Origin of the sequence: Serratia sp. N21D137 (genome assembly GCF_047530005.1) — a bacterium.
Taxonomy (GTDB): domain Bacteria; phylum Pseudomonadota; class Gammaproteobacteria; order Enterobacterales; family Enterobacteriaceae; genus Chania; species Chania fonticola_B.
On the sequence record NZ_JBLJAJ010000025.1, the window covers coordinates 39,687 to 55,760 of the forward strand.

Here is a 16,074-nt window from a genome sequence, read left to right on the forward strand (position 1 = left end):
TGCCTAAGCGGGCTTTTCTAAATATGGCTCCTCTGACTGGACTCGAACCAGTGACATACGGATTAACAGTCCGCCGTTCTACCGACTGAACTACAGAGGAATCGTGTGAACGGGGCGAATAATAGCGGTGCCGATGGGGCTTGTAAAGCATGAAAATGCACAAATGTTCCGTTTGTCGAGGTTATGAGCAAATTGGCTTGTTTTCCAGCAGGTTAAACTTTATCACTGACAGACAGGCCGCTATCATTGCAGGGCGGGCACACTTTGTAAGTTAATCCCGAATTTTTCGGGGTGCTGATATTTTAAAGGCTAAAACCCAAGAAAATTCCTAATTATAGAGTGAGGGGTTGAGCTTGTTAGCTAAGATATTTCCTGTGATTTTCATGGATTATTCCTACTGATCGATGGAAAAATAAGTTTAAGGATTATCATCAAGTCCTGTATTTTTAATACAACAATCAGAGTGCCTCGGATAAATCTTTAGATTGCGCTGTCGCTATGGAAAAACATCCGGGCACGTGTGGAGTAAATCGCCAAAAAATGCGTTTTTAATAATATAAATATCTATTTTTAATCGTGGCGGATAGCCATTTTCATTAGGAAAAACGGGGGTTGCGATGATAGCGGCGGAAACTGTCAGATTTTCATGCATATCATTGTTTTTAATCTATTTTGTTTTATTTTTTGGCGCTTTTTTTACCAAGAGATCAGAATGAATGCTGCTGTATGCGGGAGTGTGTCTTTGTCCTTACTTGGCGACAAGCGCCGTTTTTGCCACGCAACTCGGCGTTCAGGCCCGCTTGCAGAGTTGCTGGATATAAAAAATACCAGTATTATTTTGCACTTCATAAGCGTCGTGGGCAGGTTAAATCGCTGGCAAGTTGCAGGCGCCTTATTGCGCTATGCAGGTCACCGATGAAACCCGGTTAAGTATTCGTTAAGTTAATAGACCATGGCGAACGTTGCAAGAGTAGGGGCAATGAGCGGCCATAGTATAGTTCCAGTGAATGTTTGCTACTGAAGAGCCACCCCTATATCATTGCTGAAAAATGCTCGTATTATTTATCCAGGATATAGCCGATCTGGTCTGAGTTGACCTGTCGGTAACGGAATTTTTTGAAAGGAATTTTCGATGATAAGCACCCAAAAGAACCTCTGTTTAGGCGTAATACTGTGCAGTGGTTTGTTGCTGGCAGGATGCCAGAAAACCGCACAGACCCGTTGGCAAGAAACCCCACCAGCGACCACCGTACAAGCTCCCCCTCAACAGATCAGCGTGTCCCCACCGCCAGAACCGGCTGCCGCAGAAACCAAAACCAGCAAAATTGGCCTTTGCCAAAGCGAGTTGGCGTCACTCAAGCAGGTCAATCCGAAGGCTTACGCGGCCAAGCAGGCCAACTTTAACCGTCTGGTGAACAATGCCTCGGTTTATGGCGCGGTACGCGGCGATGTCAATGCGACAACCAAAGATACCCTTGATGCGTTGTACAAATACAAGACCAATCAGCTATGTGCCGAGATCGAACGTGACGTCCTGCAAGGCTTGATCCAGAGAGGGGAAAGCGTGAAATGAAACGCAGGATATATTGCGGTGCCTTGTTGACGTTGGCGTTGCCGCTAGGAGTAGTAAGGGCTGAGGAGGCGGTTACTCCCGATGCCCATGCGTTGAATTCACTGGACGCGATCACACGCCAGGTGGATGAGGCTCCGGCGCTCCTGTTTCTGACGCCTTCACAACTGGATACAGCAGAACCTGCAAGACCCAAAAGTAGTAAACCTGCCAGCAGCAAACCTAACGCACTTGCAAAGTCGGCGGATGAGAGGGGTAGTGAGCGTATTCGCGAAATGAAGACGCTGCAGGCAACCATCAATCAGCTGAAAGCCAAAGTCACCAGCCAGGAAGCGGCTCTCGAGCAGGTGCGTATAACGCAATCTCAGTCAGCGGGCTCTTCTGCAGAGTTGGCGCGTCTGCAACAGGCCATTGAGCAAAGCCAGCGGGAAAATGCGCGGCTGCAGCAGCAGCTTGCTGCACAGGCCAAGGAAAGCGAGCGGCAGATGCAGCAAATGAAGCTGCAACAGCAGGAACAACGTAACAGTGCGCAATTGCAGCAACAGTTGGCAGCGCAAACCAAAGATAACGAACAAAAAGCGCAACAGATCAAACAACTGCAGCAAACGTTACAGCAAAACCAGCAGGCCATAGCCCAATTGCAGGATCAGCTGTCAGCGCGTAGCAAAGAGAATGAACAGAAGTCCCAGCAGGCAATGGCGAAGCTGCAGGAGCAACTGGCTGCGCAAACCAAAGACAGCCAGCAGAAAGCCGAGCAGGTGAAACAGCTGCAACAGGCTGGTGCCAAGTTGCAAGAGCAGCTAACGGCGTATGCTAAAACTAACGATGAAAAAGCCCAGCAGGCCAAGCAACTGCAACAAAATCAGCAGGAGGTGGCGAAACTGCAAGCACAGTTGGCTGCCCAGGCCAAAGACAGTGAACAAAAAGCCTTGCAGGTAACACAGCTGCGAGAACAACTGGCGGCGCGCAGCAAAGAGAATGAGCAGAAGACCCAGCAAGCAATGGCGAAGCTGCAAGATCAACTGGCCGCACAGACCAAAGACAGCGAGCAGAAAGCCGAACAGGTGAAGCAGCTGCAACAGGCGAGCGTCAAGCTGCAAGAGCAGCTAACGGCGTATGCTAAAACTAACGATGAAAAAGCCCAGCAGACCAAGCAGCTGCAGCAAAACCAGCAGGCGTTGGCGAAGCTCCAAGAGCAGTTAGCCACCCAGACCAAAGACAGTGAATACAAAGCCCAACTGGTCAAACAGCTGCAAGAACAGCTGACGACACGCAGCAAAGAGAATGAGCAGAAGACCCAACAGGCGATGGCGAAGCTGCAAGAACAGTTGGCTGCTCAAACCAAAGACAGTGAGCAGAAAGCCGAACAAATTAAGCAGTTGCAGCAGGCCAGCGCCAAGCTGCAAGAGCAACAGATCGCGGCTCAAACCAAAACTACCGATGAAAAAGCGCAGTTGGCTGCACAACTGCAGCAAAACCAGCAGGCGTTGGTGAAGCTGCAGGAACAGTTGGCTGCCCAGACCAAAGAGCGTGAGCAAAAGGCGCTGCAGGTAACACAACTGCAAGATCAACTGGCGGCGCGCAGCAAAGAGAATGAGCAGAAGACCCAGCAAGCGATGGCGAAGCTGCAAGATCAACTGGCCGCACAGACCAAAGACAGCGAGCAGAAAGACGAACAGGTGAAGCAGCTGCAACAGGCGAGCGCCAAGCTGCAGGAGCAGTTGACGGCACAAGCCAAAGTCAACGCTGAAAAAGCCCAACTGGCTACACAGCTACAGCAAAACCAGCAGGCGTTGGCGAAGCTGCAGGAACAGTTGGCTGCCCAGACCAAAGAGCGTGAGCAAAAGGCCCTGCAGGTAACACAGTTGCAAGATCAGTTGGCGGCGCGCAGCAAAGAGAATGAGCAGAAGACCCAGCAAGCGATGGCTAAGCTGCAAGATCAACTGGCCGCACAGACCAAAGACAGCGAGCAGAAAGCCGAACAGGTGAAGCAGCTGCAACAGGCTAGTGCCAAGTTGCAGGAGCAACTGACCGCGCAAACCCAAGGCCTTGATGAAAAAAACCAGCAGTTGAAACAACTGCAGCAAAACCAACAGTCGTTGGCAAAACTGCAAGAACAGCTGGCCGCTCAGACCAAAGACAGCGAGCAGAAAGCTGAGCAGGTGAAGCAGTTGCAACAGGCGAGCGCCAAGTTGCAGGAGCAGTTGACCGCGCAAACTAAAGATAATGAGCAGAAAGCGCAGCAAGTGATGCAGCTGCAACAAAATAAGCAAACCGTCGCAGAGTTGCAGGCACAGCTAGCCATCCAGACCAAAGACAGCGAGCAAAAAGCCGAGCAGGTGAAACAGTTGCAACAGACCAGTAGCAAGCTGCAAGAGCAACTAGCTGCACAAACCAAAGCCAATGATGAGAAAGCGCAACAGCTGAAACAGCTGCAGCAAAACCAGCAAGAGCTGGCCAAGCTGCAGGCTCAGTTAGCTACTCAAGCCAAGGACAGCGAGCAGAAAGTGCAGCAGGTCAAACAGCTGCAGGAACAGTTGGCGGCTTCCAGTAAGGATAATGAGCAGAAAGCCCAGCAGGTGAAGCAACTCCAGCAAGGCCAGCAAGAGTTGGCCAAGTTGCAGACTCAACTGGCTGCCCAGGCCAAGGATAGCGAACAAAAAGCGCTACAGGCCAAGCAGTTGCAGGAGCAATTGGCGCTTAATAACAAAGATTTCGTGCAACAAGCTCAGCAAATGAAGAAATTGCAGCAAGAGCTGCTGACGATGGCGAAACTGCAAGATCAACTGACCGTGCAGACCAAAGACAGTGAACAGAAGGCGCAGCAGATAAAGCAGCTGCAAGAACAGTTGACGGTGTATGGCAAAGACAACGATCAGAAGGCTCAGCAGGTTAAACAACTCCAGCAAAGCCAGCAGGAATTGGCGAAGTTGCAGGAGCAGTTAGCCGCTCAGACCAAGGACAGTGAGCAGAAAGCGCAGCAGATTGCCCAGTTGCAGCAGGCCAGTCAGCAGTCGAACACCAAGCTGCAAGAGCAGTTGGCCGCACAAACTAAAGACAGCGAGCAGAAAGCGCAGCAGATCGCCCAGTTGCAGAAGGCGAGTCAGCAGGAGAGTGCGAAGCTGCAGGAACAGTTGGCCGCTCAGACTAAAGACAGCGAGCAGAAAGCGCAGCAGATCGCCCAGTTGCAGAAGGCGAGTCAGCAGGAGAGTGTCAAGCTGCAGGAACAGTTGGCCGCTCAGACTAAAGACAGCGAGCAGAAAGCGCAGCAGATCGCTCAGTTGCAGAAGGCGAGTCAGCAGGAGAGTGTCAAGCTGCAAGAGCAATTAGCATCTCAGGCTAAAGACATCGAGCAGAAAGCGCAGCAAATCGCCAAGTTGCAGCAGGCGGGTCAGCAAGAGAGTGCCAAGCTGCAAGAGCAATTAGCGGCTCAGACTAAAGACAGCGAGCAGAAAGCGCAGCAGATCGCCCAGTTGCAGCAGGCGAGTCAGCAGGAGAGCGCCAAGTTGCGGGAGCAGTTAGCGGCTCAGACCAAAGACAGCGAGCAGAAAGCGAAGCAGATCGCCGAGTTGCAGCAGGCGAGTCAGCAGGAGAGTGCCAAGCTGCAAGAGCAGTTGGCGGCACAAACCAAAGACAATGAGCAGAAGGTGCAGGAACTTGCCCAGCTACAGCAAAAGCTGACTGCAGCCGAGAAAAAGCAAACGGCTGGCACGTCCGTGGTCACGGAGCCGAAAACGCAGGTGGAAAAACGCGATTATGCGATCGGTACCGCGTTGGGTAATGACATCCTGGATTTGCTCAACAGCAAAAAGACCCAGGGTGTAGACGTGAACCGCCAACTGGCGCTGGCAGGTGTCACTGATGTCATCAATGGCCAGACCAAACTGGCCAAAGAACAGATTGCCAAAGCCTTGTATGAAAGCGAGTTGGAGCTGAGCAATCAGCATAAAAAGATCAAACAGCAGAACGAAAAACAAGGCAGCAGCTACATCGATAAGTTCAAGAAGCAGCCACGCGTCGTACAGTCTAAGCAAGGCTTCTATTACCGCATCGATTATGTTGGCGATAGCGTGATTGGTGAGGGTGATACCGTTGCCGTGGTGGTTAAAGAGAGCTTGACCGACGGTAAAGTGATCAAGGATATGGATCTGGCTGGCACTTCAATTTCGCAGCCGCTGAGCGCGTATCCACCGCTGTTCCGCGAAGCGCTAGGTAAGTTGAAGAACCACGGTAACATGACGCTGGTGGTGCCACCTGAACTGGCCTATGGCGAGAAAGGCATGGCACCGGATATCCCACCGGGCGCGACCATGGTCTATAACGTACGCATCCTGGATGTGATACCGGCCTCCGAGCAAAAAGCTCCGTAACCCTATAACTAACCCGCCAGACGATTGGCGGGTTTTTTTTAGCTGAACCACGCTGGGGACTGGCAATGCCCCAGTGTGGTGCAGAACCCGGCTTTACCTTTTCACCCAATCCCGCCATATCGTTACCTTTCATTATTTTTTAATCACTTAGGCTGATAATGCACTGCTTGTTCTGCCTGGCCCGTTTTTTGCTGTAGTTGCAGTCGTTGATATTGAATGCAGTTAACCGCAGCTAGGAGCCACGATGAATTTCAGACGCCTGAAGTATTTCGTAAAGATCGTCGATATCGGCAGCCTGACTCAGGCGGCAGAAGTGTTGCATATTGCGCAGCCTGCGCTGAGCCAGCAAGTTGCCACTCTGGAAGGGGAACTGAAACAGCAATTGCTGATCCGTACCAAGCGCGGAGTGATGCCCACGGAGGCCGGCAATATTCTTTATGCGCATGCGCAAACCATCCTTCAGCAGTGCGAGCAGGCCCAGCAAGCTGTGATCGGCAGTGGGGAAACGCTGGTTGGACAGGTGGCGGTCGGCCTGGTGCAAGGCAGTGCGGCCTCGCAGTTGGCGCTGCCGCTGTTGCAAGCGGTACGCGATCGGCATCCTGGGATTTTGCTGAGCCTGAATGAGAATATCGGCAACGCGTTGAGCCAGCAGGTGGCGACGCAGGCTCTGGATATGGCGGTGATGTACGGGCAGAACATGCCACCGAACCTGAACGTTACGGCGTTGGCGAAAGAGGATTTGTATCTGGTCGCGGCAAGAAGTATCCCTCATCCGGGCAACAGCATCGATTTATCGGCGGTGAGCAGGTTTAATCTGTTCTTGCCACGTGAGGGGGATTTGGTGCGTGACCTGGTCGATGAGGCTCTGGCGCTGCGCCAACTCACGCCGAATGTGATTGGTGAGATCGAATCACACAGCATGCTTTGCGCCGCTATCGCTAGCGGAATGGGGGCGACGATCCTGCCAGAATCGATTGCCAGGGCGACGATCGGCCCGGCCAAGGCCTGGATGATCCGCCTCAATGCTCCGGCGCTTTCGGTACCGCTGGCGTTAGTGGTTTGCGGCCAAAAGCCGCTCACTGCGGTGGCGGGAGCGGTGAAGGAGATCCTGCTGGAAATTACCGCCAGCCATCATCAGCCGACGCGAATGCTGGCTTTGGCGCTGTAGGGGCGCCGCGTGCGGCGCCCAGCCTTTGGGTTAGCGGAACGGCGGCTCGTTGAAGGTGCGCAGTTTGCGTGAATGCAGATGTTCACCTTCAGCCCGCAACAGGTCGATGGCACAAATCCCGATCTGCAAGTGCTCCGAAATCGCACCCTCGTAGAAACGGTTGGCTTGGCCCGGTAGTTTAATCTCGCCATGCAGCGGTTTATCAGACACGCACAGCAGTGTGCCATAAGGCACCCGGAAGCGATAACCCTGCGCCGCGATGGTGGCGCTTTCCATATCGACGGCGACGGCGCGGCTGAGGTTAAAGCGCAGTGCGGAAGCCGAATAGCGCAGCTCCCAGTTACGATCGTCGGTGGTGACCACTGTCCCGGTACGTAACCGCTGTTTTACCGCTTCCCCAGGCATACCGCTTACCGTTTTGGTGGCGTCATACAGCGCACGCTGAACTTCCGCGATGCTTGGAATTGGGATATCCGGTGGCAGCACCGAGTCTAATACATGATCGTCACGCAGGTAGGCGTGGGCCAACACGTAGTCGCCAATTGACTGGCTTTCCCGCAGGCCGCCGCAGTGGCCAATCATCAGCCATGCATGGGGACGCAGCACGGCCAGGTGATCGCAGATGGTTTTGGCATTGGAAGGGCCGACACCAATATTGACCAGCGTGATCCCCTGGCCATCGTTGGCGATCAGGTGATAGGCGGGCATTTGGTGGTTCTTCCAGGCTAGATCGGACACCGTCTGCTCTGGATTTGGCGTTTCTGGCGTAACAAAGTGGCCACCGGCGCAAGAAAGCGCGATATAGGGGCTGGCCGGATCGGCGATCTGGCTACACGCCCAGCGGATAAACTCATCGACATAGCGCGTGTAGTTGGTAAACAACACAAAGTGCTGAAAATGTTCCACCGGCGTGCCGGTGTAGTGCCGCAGACGGGCCAGTGAGAAATCGGTCCGCAGCGCGTCAAAATGGGAGAGTGGAAAATGGTTGGCAAAAGGGGACAGGCCGTCTGCATTTTCATCGCCAATCTGCGCCAGCTCGGTAGTGGGGAAATGCTTGGTAAGCCCGGCACTCATGGTTCTGTCCAAGGCCAGATCGGAGCCGTCGATCACATAAGGGAAGGGGATCTCCTGTTGAGAAGGAACCACTTCGATCACGGCGGCATACTCACTGGTCAGCATTGCCAACTGTTCGGCAAGATAAGGGCGGAACAGCTGCGGCCGGGTGATGGTGGTGGTGTAGCTGCCAGGCCGGGTAAAACGGCCATAGGCCCGAGTTCTTGGATGGTCGGGATGTTCACCATCCCAGCGTACTCGCAGCTCCGGGTAGGAAAACAGCCCCGAGGCACGGGCCTGCGATTCTGGCAGGGTGCCATCCGCGATAAATTGTTTGATGGCCGCGCGCAACGCGTTGACCGATGCGTCATACAGTACTTCGAGTTGGTCGAGGGCTTGCAGGGCAGTCAGCGACTTTTTTTCAGGGGTATTCATTGTTTTTCCTCGGTTCTTGCGATACCTCAGCATAGCGTAAAGCGTTGGCCGAATGAATCTATCTGCTGCTGCACTTGCGTGGAGTAGGGGCGCATCATGTGCGCCCGCTCATATGATGACTCCGAACTAAAAACTAAAGCGTAACCAGGCAAACAGCACGTTGCCGTTGTTGTAGGTACCGGGGATATAGGTGAACTGAACGGTTGCCTGCTTGTAGCCAGCGGAAAACAGCGGCAGCACGATCGGCAATGGAATGTAGTTGCCGAAATCTTCACGTGCGGTGATCCCCGCCGTCACACCAAACCCAAGGCGAAAATCTTGATTCTGATCCAGATACCAGCCCTTTTCCCAGCCATAGCCGACAATCGGCTGCCACTCATTGTGGGAGTCTTTAAACATCATCGCGTACAGGGCACTCCAGTCACCTTCTTCGTTATAGCGCGATATCCCAAAGCCGCCGCCCCACGGCATCTCATTGTAATGATCCGTCTCGTCGTACATAAAACGGGCGTGCCAACTGATAAACGGCAGATAAAGATCGTGGTATTGCGGGTCCTCCCAGGTTTGTGCGACACCGCTGGTTAAAGAGTTCCACCAGCCCGAGACCCGCCCGGTGCTGGGTTCCGGTTCTGCTGCATGAGTTGGCGTGGTTAGCAATAACAGCCCTGTCCAGACCACTGCAAGAAACATCCGCATAGCGTGCTCCTGTGATGGGTAATGACCCATATTATTCTGTTTACGACGCAATTTTTCTCTTTATAGGTATCGATCTAGCAGTACTGCACTGACAAGTTAAAGTCTAGCCGATGGCTGGCGCTTTTCTGGTAATCGCGAAAATTCATTGGCTGGTTTGTGGAGGGGATGAAGAGAAGGGAGGCGATGAGGGGCGCTGCACAGAGCGCCCGCTTAGCGAAATTACAAACCGCGTTGGTCCATCAAAACAGCCAGATCAACCAGACGATTAGAGAAAGCCCATTCGTTGTCGTACCATGCGAGGATCTTCACCAGATTGCCGCCGATGACCAGCGTAGACAGTCCGTCGATAATTGATGAACGTGGGTCACCCTGATAATCGCTCGATACCAAAGGCTCATCGCTGTAGCCCAAGATATCTTGTAAGGGGCCTGAGGTTGCCGCTTTGCGAAATGCCGCGTTCACTTCTTCTACCGTCACATCACGTTTGAGCGTGACGGTCAGATCAACAATAGACACCACGGGCACTGGTACGCGCAGTGAATAGCCGGTCAGGCGTCCGTCCAACTCCGGGATCACTTTACCGAGCGCTTTAGCCGCACCGCTAGAATAAGGCACGATAGAAAGCGCAGCGGCACGGGCTCCGCGCAGATCTTTTTCCGGTTGATCGTGCAGGGCCTGGCTGTTGGTATAGGCATGGGTGGTGTTCATCAAACCATGTTCAATACCGAAGCTTTGGTGCAGAACCAGCGCTGCTGGTGCTAAACCGTTAGTTGTACAACTGCCGTTGCTGACCACTTTATGCAAGGCGGGATCGTATTTCTCATGATTGACGCCCATCACGACCGTGATGTCATCGTCTTTACCGGGCGCAGATAAAATCACCCGCTTTGCGCCGCCCTTGGTGATATGTACTTCGGCTTTGGCTTTGTCGGTGAAGAATCCGGTGGCTTCGATAACCAAATCAACCCCCACGCTGCTCCACGCAATTGCGCCCGGATCGCGTTCGGAGAAGACGTGAATGGTTTTACCATCCACCAATAACTGCCCTTCAGAGGCTTCAACACTGGCGGCCAAGGTGCCCTGCAGCGAGTCGTATTTCAGAAGATGAGCCAGGGTTTTGCTGTCGGTCAGGTCATTGATTGCCACCACCTGAAAGTCATTGCGACCCAGCGCGGCGCGCAGTACGTTTCTGCCAATGCGACCAAACCCATTAATGCCTACTTTGACCATGATGTGCTCCTCGGTGAGTTATCTGGTTCCAAAATAGTGCGTGGATCATTTGGCGTAAATGACAAATAACAATCAATTTAGGACATAGTGCGAGCGTGAAAACGCTCTCGATAATCTGAGGGTGTGAGTTGTAAATTTCTTTCAAACACGCGACGCAGGTTGAGGCTGTTGCCAAAACCCGTGGCGGTGGCGATTTGTTCAAGCTTATCCGAGCTTTGTTCCAGGTGTTGCCGTGCTACGTCGAGGCGGACTTCTTCCACATACTTGGCGGGGCTGATCCCGGTTTCACGGGTGAAAACGCGGGTAAAATTCCTTGGGCTCATGGCCACGTGTTCCGCCAACCTTTCAACAGATAAATCGCCGGACAGATTTTGCAGTATCCACGTTTGCAGGTCACGAATTGGGCCAGGCGAGCTGGCTTGGCTGAGCAGAAAACGGCTGAACTGAGACTGTCCTCCGGGGCGGCGCAGGAACATCACCAAGTCTTGGGCGACATCGCGCGCTAACGTGAAGCTGTGATCGTCTTCCACTAAAGCCAGCGTGAGGTCGAAGCCCGAACTGACGCCAGCGGAGGTCCAGATATTGCCGTCTTGAAGATAAATCGGGCCTTTCTCAACGTGGACACTGGGGAATTGAGCTTGCATCGCTTCCAGGAGCCGCCAGTGCGTGGTGGCACGGCGGCCATCAAGCAGACCGGCCTGAGCCAATAGCCACGCACCGCCGCAAATCGATACGATCCGCCGTGCATACGGCGCAGCCTGACGCAGCCAATTGACGACGATATCGCTTTCCTCAACGCTCATACCTTTGCCGGTGATTATAATGGTGTCACGCGGCAGGGTGGGATCAAGGTCAGTCAGACGGTGATCGGCCAGCAGATTTAGCCCCGCCCCCCCATGGATCACGCGGTGCGCCTGGGTCGTGGCAATCGACACCTGATAAGGTGGATGCGCGGCATCCGTCGGCCTCAAGCGGTTGGCTTGCATCAGGATATCGGCAATGCCCGTAGGCTCGAATAACATGCCCCCTTCGGGGACGATAATCAAAAAGGTATGCATGTCCTTAAAATACAAATTAGACAAAATAAGTCAAGTGAGGGGGCTGACTAGATTGATCGGTAGCGGGGGCTCTTGGGGCCAATGAAAAAGCAAAAAGCCCGCTTAGTTGCCTAAGCGGGCTTTTCTAAATATGGCTCCTCTGACTGGACTCGAACCAGTGACATACGGATTAACAGTCCGCCGTTCTACCGACTGAACTACAGAGGAATTGTGTGAACGGGGCGCATCATATCCAGCCGTGCAGATCGTGTCAACGCAAAATTGATTCTGGGGGTGCGACAGCTCATCATCTGAGCAAACTCAGTCCCGTTGTGGCTCGCTGTCCGCATACCAACGCTGCAAACGTGCCAGTGGGTTTTGTTTGTAGAAGCGGCAGAAATGCTCGTACAACTCAGGAAAGCGGTTGGCCAGCAGTTCAGGGGCACTGAAGAAGTACTCGGACAGCACGGCAAAGCACTCTGCCGGATCGCTGGCGGCGTAGGCATCCATGCTGGCTGCTTCTTCACCCACCATATCGATTTCATCCTGCAGGTTTTCCATCGCGGCGTGTAAATCGTATTCCCAGGCGGCGATATCGCGCAGCGGGATTGGGGGCACGCCGGTAGCGGTGCCGCCATTACGCATATCCAGTTTGTGCACCGCTTCATGGATCACCAGGTTGAAGCCGGAAAGGTCGAAGGAGTCTTGCACGTCTAGCCAGTTGAGTACGATAGGCCCCTGTTCCCAGCTTTGGCCCGCTTGTACCACCGGCCCGGAATGCACCAGACCAATATCATCCTGCCATTCATCTTCCACCACGAACGGGGTTGGGTAGAGCAGGACTTCGTTAAAACCGTCCAGGCATTCTGCCCCCAGTTCCATCACCGGCAACGCAAACAGCAGGGCAATACGCGCCTGCATCAGGGATGTCACTTCCAACCCTTGTAAAGGCACGATGCGTTTATTTTGCAAAATCTGGCTGGCAACCGCCACCAAACGCCGCTGCTCTTGCTCATCCAAAGGTGAGAGCAGGGGAATGGACAGGGCTTCCTGCCAGTCGGCAAACGTTTCCGCCTGCGCTTGATTTGCTTTCCACGGCCATTTAATCATTGCGTTGCTCTAAGGGTCACTGGAACATTCGGCTGGGGCTGATAATGTCAACATGCCGCAAAAGGGGGCACTATAGCAAGCGTTTCACGCAGAGCTGCCGGAGTGGCTGAACGCGACGGCCTTGCAAACCGTCTCAAGGCTACCCGCTATGCGGATTAAAACCTTGCTCTGCGCTACTATTCAATCACTTACGCTTAACTTTGTCTGTGACCAACGTCCCGAAGAATGGAATGGAAACGATAAATAAGCAATTTTATACCAATGGGTTTAATGGCGCTCAAGCGGTGATCCCCGCAGTAGCGCGGGGATCGGCATGCGCTACTTGGCCGCGGCTTCCTCTGCCTTTAGTATTTTGTGTAACTCATCCTTGATATGTAGCTTCTCTTTTTTCAAGCGAACCACCTCGTCAGAGTAGCCGTTGCCTGCAGGCCCTTCTAACCTGGAGATTTGGTGGTCGAGTTGGTTGTGCTTATCAAACAATGACTGGAAGCGGGGATGGCTTGATTTCAGGTGCGATATTAACTCACGGTATTCTGGAAACATACTCAAGCTCCTTTGAGTCAAACTGTACACTGGAGGGCTTCTCCACTTTCACTGTAACCCAGCGTGGATTTATTTAAAATGGCGCTAGCTAGCAAAAATAGATCCTGCTGTGCAGATTGATGACAGCGTGGCAATGTCGCTGAATGGGGATAGGGCGAGCATGCGCGACCGTTTAGCTTTCTGCGTGATTTTGCCAAATACCCGTGCGTAACGTTGCCGGAGAGAACTCAACGTTTCTGCCGCGCCAGCCCAGTGCCTGGCGAAAACGCCATGCACTGGTGATATCAAATCGCCAGTAGCGCTCGGCTCCTTCGACGGCCTCGTTTTCCGCCTGCCATAAGATCTGGGTTTCCCCTTGCAAATGTAGAATGTCCCCGTGTGCAAAATCGATAAACAACAGCGCCGTCCTCGGCTGTGCCAGCAGGTTTCCTAGCGTATTCATATAACGGTTACCGCGAAAATCCGGTATCCACAGGGTTTCTCCAGCCAGATGGATGAACCCCGGTTTACCGCCGCGATGCGAGATATCTACGCCACCTTGCGCTGAATCACCGTGGGCATAGCTGGCCACAAAGCAGGTATCCGCCTGTTGGATCAGTTGTCGGGCCTGATCGTCTAACGAACTCAACTGCTCAATGGGGGCGGCAACGCTCGGCTCGGCGAACAGCTCTCGCCGTTGAATGTACTGCGGACAGTTGCCAAAGCTTTGTTGCACCACAATCTCCAAGCGGTTTTTATCCGTGCGGTTAATGATGCCGTTGACCCGGTTGCGCCTGCGGTTACTGAAATCTAACCCTAATGCGCCGACAGGCTGCCCGGGATAGAGCGATGCCTGAGCGGGATCGTCCGCCCGGCGTGGCGAAACGATCCGCAAATGTGTTTCATCTGGCGAGCGCAAAAAGCCGGCAGGCCCACTGAACACCGTAGCAACCGGCCACTGCCGCTCATCCAGTGTGGCAACAAACAGGTAGGGCAGGTGAGCGAAGAACTCGCGATGTTGATCGGGCATGGCGGTATAGATATTCCCGCTCACCGCATCAAAACCGGCCAGATCCTGCGCCAACTGCTCATCGGGATGAAACATGGAGGGAGACATGTTATTGGCCTACAGCCTGGTCAGGCAGGGGTAACGCAGGCATGGGGAAGAACCCGGGTAGCGCGGCAATACGATCTAGCCAACGCTGGATTGCCGGGAAGGACTTGAGGGAAAGTCCACCTTCTGGGGCGGCCGCCACGTAGCTGTAACAGGCCAGATCGGCAATCGTTGGCAAAGACGTTGCCAAAAACTCGCGTTCTGCCAAATGTTGCTCTAACTGGGGTAGAAAGCGTGCGCCGATGGCTTGTGCAGACGGGTAGTTCTCTGGCGCAGAAAATTGCACCACCATCCGACAAGATGCGGGGCCATAGCGCACCTCTCCGGCCGCTTTGGAAAGCCAGGCTTGAACTTGGGCTGCTGCCAACGGATCTTCTGGCAACCAGTGGCTATCCGGCGCATAGCGTTTGACCAGGTACACCATGATGGCGTTGCTGTCGCTCAATACCTGCTCATCGGCCAGCAATACCGGGATTTGTCCAACGGGATTAAGCCTCAGGAACGCCTCGCTGCGGCGCACCGTGGCCGGGGCTTCGCAATACTCATAAGGCAGATCTAGCATCCGCAATAGCAACTCGACGCGGTGGCAATGGCCAGAGGCCGGAGTGCCGTATAGTTTCAACGTTTGCATGGTGAGTCTCCTTTATGGCCTTGCTGACCAGAATACTCTTGCGCCAGATGATGGGTATCCGGGAAGATGGCAATTGATAATTTCACTTGGCGGAATAATCTATGGATCGTTTGGACGAGTTGGCGATTTTTGTGGCGGTGATCCAGCAGGGGAGTTTGGCCGGTGCGGCCCGCAAGCTGCGCCGTTCCGCTCCGGCGGTAACCCGAGCTATCGCTGCTTTGGAGCAGCGGTTGGGGGCGCGGCTGGTGGAACGCACTACCCGGCGTCTGGCACCTACGGAGGCCGGTTTGCGTTTAGCCGAACGCGCGCGTGCTCTGTTGCATGACTATCAAGGTGCGGTAATGGATACCGCAGAGGCTCAACTGAGCGGACTGCTGCGTATTACTTCGCCGGTACAGTTTGGGCGCAAGCATGTGGCACCGATGGTGATGGCTTTTCTCGAACGTTACCCGCAAATCCACATCGACATGCAGTTAAATGACCGCAATCTGGAGCTGATCGATGAAGGGCTGGATGTGGCGGTGCGCATCGGGCATTTGCAGGATTCCTCCAAGGTGGCGCGTAAGCTTGGAGAGGTGACACGCATCACCGTGGCTAGCCCAGCCTATCTGGCGCAACGAGGGGAGCCGCTGGAACCGGCGCAGTTGAGCGATCATGACACTATTGTCGGCACTTTACGTCCGACGTCAGGTGAATGGCGCTTTGGGCCTGACGAAAACGGTGAGCGAGTACGTTTGACGCCACGCTTGTTGTTGAACGAGGTGGAAACTCAACTGTTGGCAGTGCGGGCAGGCAAGGGGATTGCCCGGCTGCTGTCTTATCAGGTGGCGGACGATCTGGCCAATGGCACGCTGGTGCGGCTGCTGGCCGCCTACGAGCCCCTGCCAATACCGGTGCAACTGGTGGCGAATAATGTGCAATACATGCCGCTGAAGGTGCGTACCTTTTGGGATTACGCTTATCAGCACCTCAGCCAAATCGCGCAAATACAACCGGCTCGCCCGTAGGGGTGACGCATGCTGCGCACACTTATCTTTTATCCTCAATTTATTTTCGAGTTTCATGGATGAAACTTTAAAATAACCTCTAAATGTTTAACCAGTGAAACTTATTGCCGGAAAAAATAAATTTATCTCGC

General features: G+C 53.8%; 12 protein-coding genes and 2 tRNA genes. 4 read left to right on the forward strand and 10 right to left on the reverse strand.

Annotation, left to right across the window (positions count from 1 at the left end):
• Positions 1–24 precede the first annotated feature (24 nt).
• Positions 25–100 (reverse strand) — tRNA-Asn (locus tag ACMV5H_RS18365).
• Positions 101–1,132: 1,032 nt separating this feature from the next.
• Between ACMV5H_RS18365 and ACMV5H_RS18370 the strand changes: the two genes are divergently transcribed.
• The 3 genes from ACMV5H_RS18370 (at position 1,133) to nac (ending at position 7,108) form a co-directional block, all read left to right on the forward strand.
• Positions 1,133–1,573 (forward strand): hypothetical protein, encoded by a 441-nt coding sequence (locus tag ACMV5H_RS18370; RefSeq protein ID WP_021805770.1) that lies wholly within the window; start codon positions 1,133–1,135, stop codon positions 1,571–1,573.
• Positions 1,570–5,940, forward strand: coding sequence for an FKBP-type peptidyl-prolyl cis-trans isomerase N-terminal domain-containing protein (locus ACMV5H_RS18375; RefSeq protein ID WP_414822258.1), 4,371 nt, complete (start codon positions 1,570–1,572; stop codon positions 5,938–5,940). The genes ACMV5H_RS18370 and ACMV5H_RS18375 overlap by 4 nt, the downstream gene beginning before the upstream one ends.
• A 244-nt stretch (positions 5,941–6,184) precedes the next feature.
• Positions 6,185–7,108, forward strand: a complete 924-nt coding sequence (nac, locus tag ACMV5H_RS18380) for a nitrogen assimilation transcriptional regulator NAC (protein ID WP_414822259.1) — start codon at positions 6,185–6,187, stop codon at positions 7,106–7,108.
• Positions 7,109–7,138: 30 nt separating this feature from the next.
• Here the strand turns inward: nac and ACMV5H_RS18385 are convergent, their stop codons facing one another.
• The 9 genes from ACMV5H_RS18385 to ACMV5H_RS18425 form a co-directional block, all read right to left on the reverse strand.
• Positions 7,139–8,596 (reverse strand): AMP nucleosidase, encoded by a 1,458-nt coding sequence (locus ACMV5H_RS18385; protein ID WP_021805767.1) that lies wholly within the window; start codon positions 8,594–8,596, stop codon positions 7,139–7,141.
• A gap of 126 nt (positions 8,597–8,722) precedes the next feature.
• Positions 8,723–9,292 carry a lipid IV(A) palmitoyltransferase PagP gene (pagP, locus tag ACMV5H_RS18390; protein WP_021805766.1) on the reverse strand — a complete coding sequence of 190 codons (570 nt, stop codon included), beginning with the start codon at positions 9,290–9,292 and terminating at the stop codon, positions 8,723–8,725.
• 219 nt (positions 9,293–9,511) lie between these two features.
• Positions 9,512–10,522 carry a type I glyceraldehyde-3-phosphate dehydrogenase gene (gap, locus tag ACMV5H_RS18395; protein WP_115158110.1) on the reverse strand — a complete coding sequence of 337 codons (1,011 nt, stop codon included), beginning with the start codon at positions 10,520–10,522 and terminating at the stop codon, positions 9,512–9,514.
• 77 nt (positions 10,523–10,599) lie between these two features.
• Positions 10,600–11,580 (reverse strand): GlxA family transcriptional regulator, encoded by a 981-nt coding sequence (locus ACMV5H_RS18400; protein ID WP_414822260.1) that lies wholly within the window; start codon positions 11,578–11,580, stop codon positions 10,600–10,602.
• A 131-nt stretch (positions 11,581–11,711) separates the two neighbouring features.
• Positions 11,712–11,787, reverse strand: a tRNA-Asn gene (locus ACMV5H_RS18405).
• Between the two features lie 93 nt (positions 11,788–11,880).
• Positions 11,881–12,669, reverse strand: coding sequence for a DgsA anti-repressor MtfA (gene mtfA, locus ACMV5H_RS18410; protein ID WP_021805763.1), 789 nt, complete (start codon positions 12,667–12,669; stop codon positions 11,881–11,883).
• 318 nt (positions 12,670–12,987) lie between these two features.
• Positions 12,988–13,212, reverse strand: a complete 225-nt coding sequence (locus ACMV5H_RS18415; RefSeq protein ID WP_021180872.1) for a YdcH family protein — start codon at positions 13,210–13,212, stop codon at positions 12,988–12,990.
• A 172-nt stretch (positions 13,213–13,384) separates the two neighbouring features.
• Entirely contained in the window at positions 13,385–14,308 is a 924-nt protein-coding gene (locus tag ACMV5H_RS18420; protein WP_115158109.1) for a pyridoxamine 5'-phosphate oxidase family protein, read from the reverse strand.
• Position 14,309: 1 nt separating this feature from the next.
• Positions 14,310–14,936 carry a glutathione S-transferase family protein gene (locus ACMV5H_RS18425; RefSeq protein ID WP_059201142.1) on the reverse strand — a complete coding sequence of 209 codons (627 nt, stop codon included), beginning with the start codon at positions 14,934–14,936 and terminating at the stop codon, positions 14,310–14,312.
• 101 nt (positions 14,937–15,037) lie between these two features.
• Between ACMV5H_RS18425 and ACMV5H_RS18430 the strand changes: the two genes are divergently transcribed.
• A complete protein-coding gene (locus ACMV5H_RS18430; RefSeq protein WP_115158108.1) occupies positions 15,038–15,943 on the forward strand; it encodes a LysR family transcriptional regulator in 906 nt (301 codons plus the stop codon).
• Positions 15,944–16,074: the final 131 nt, after the last annotated feature.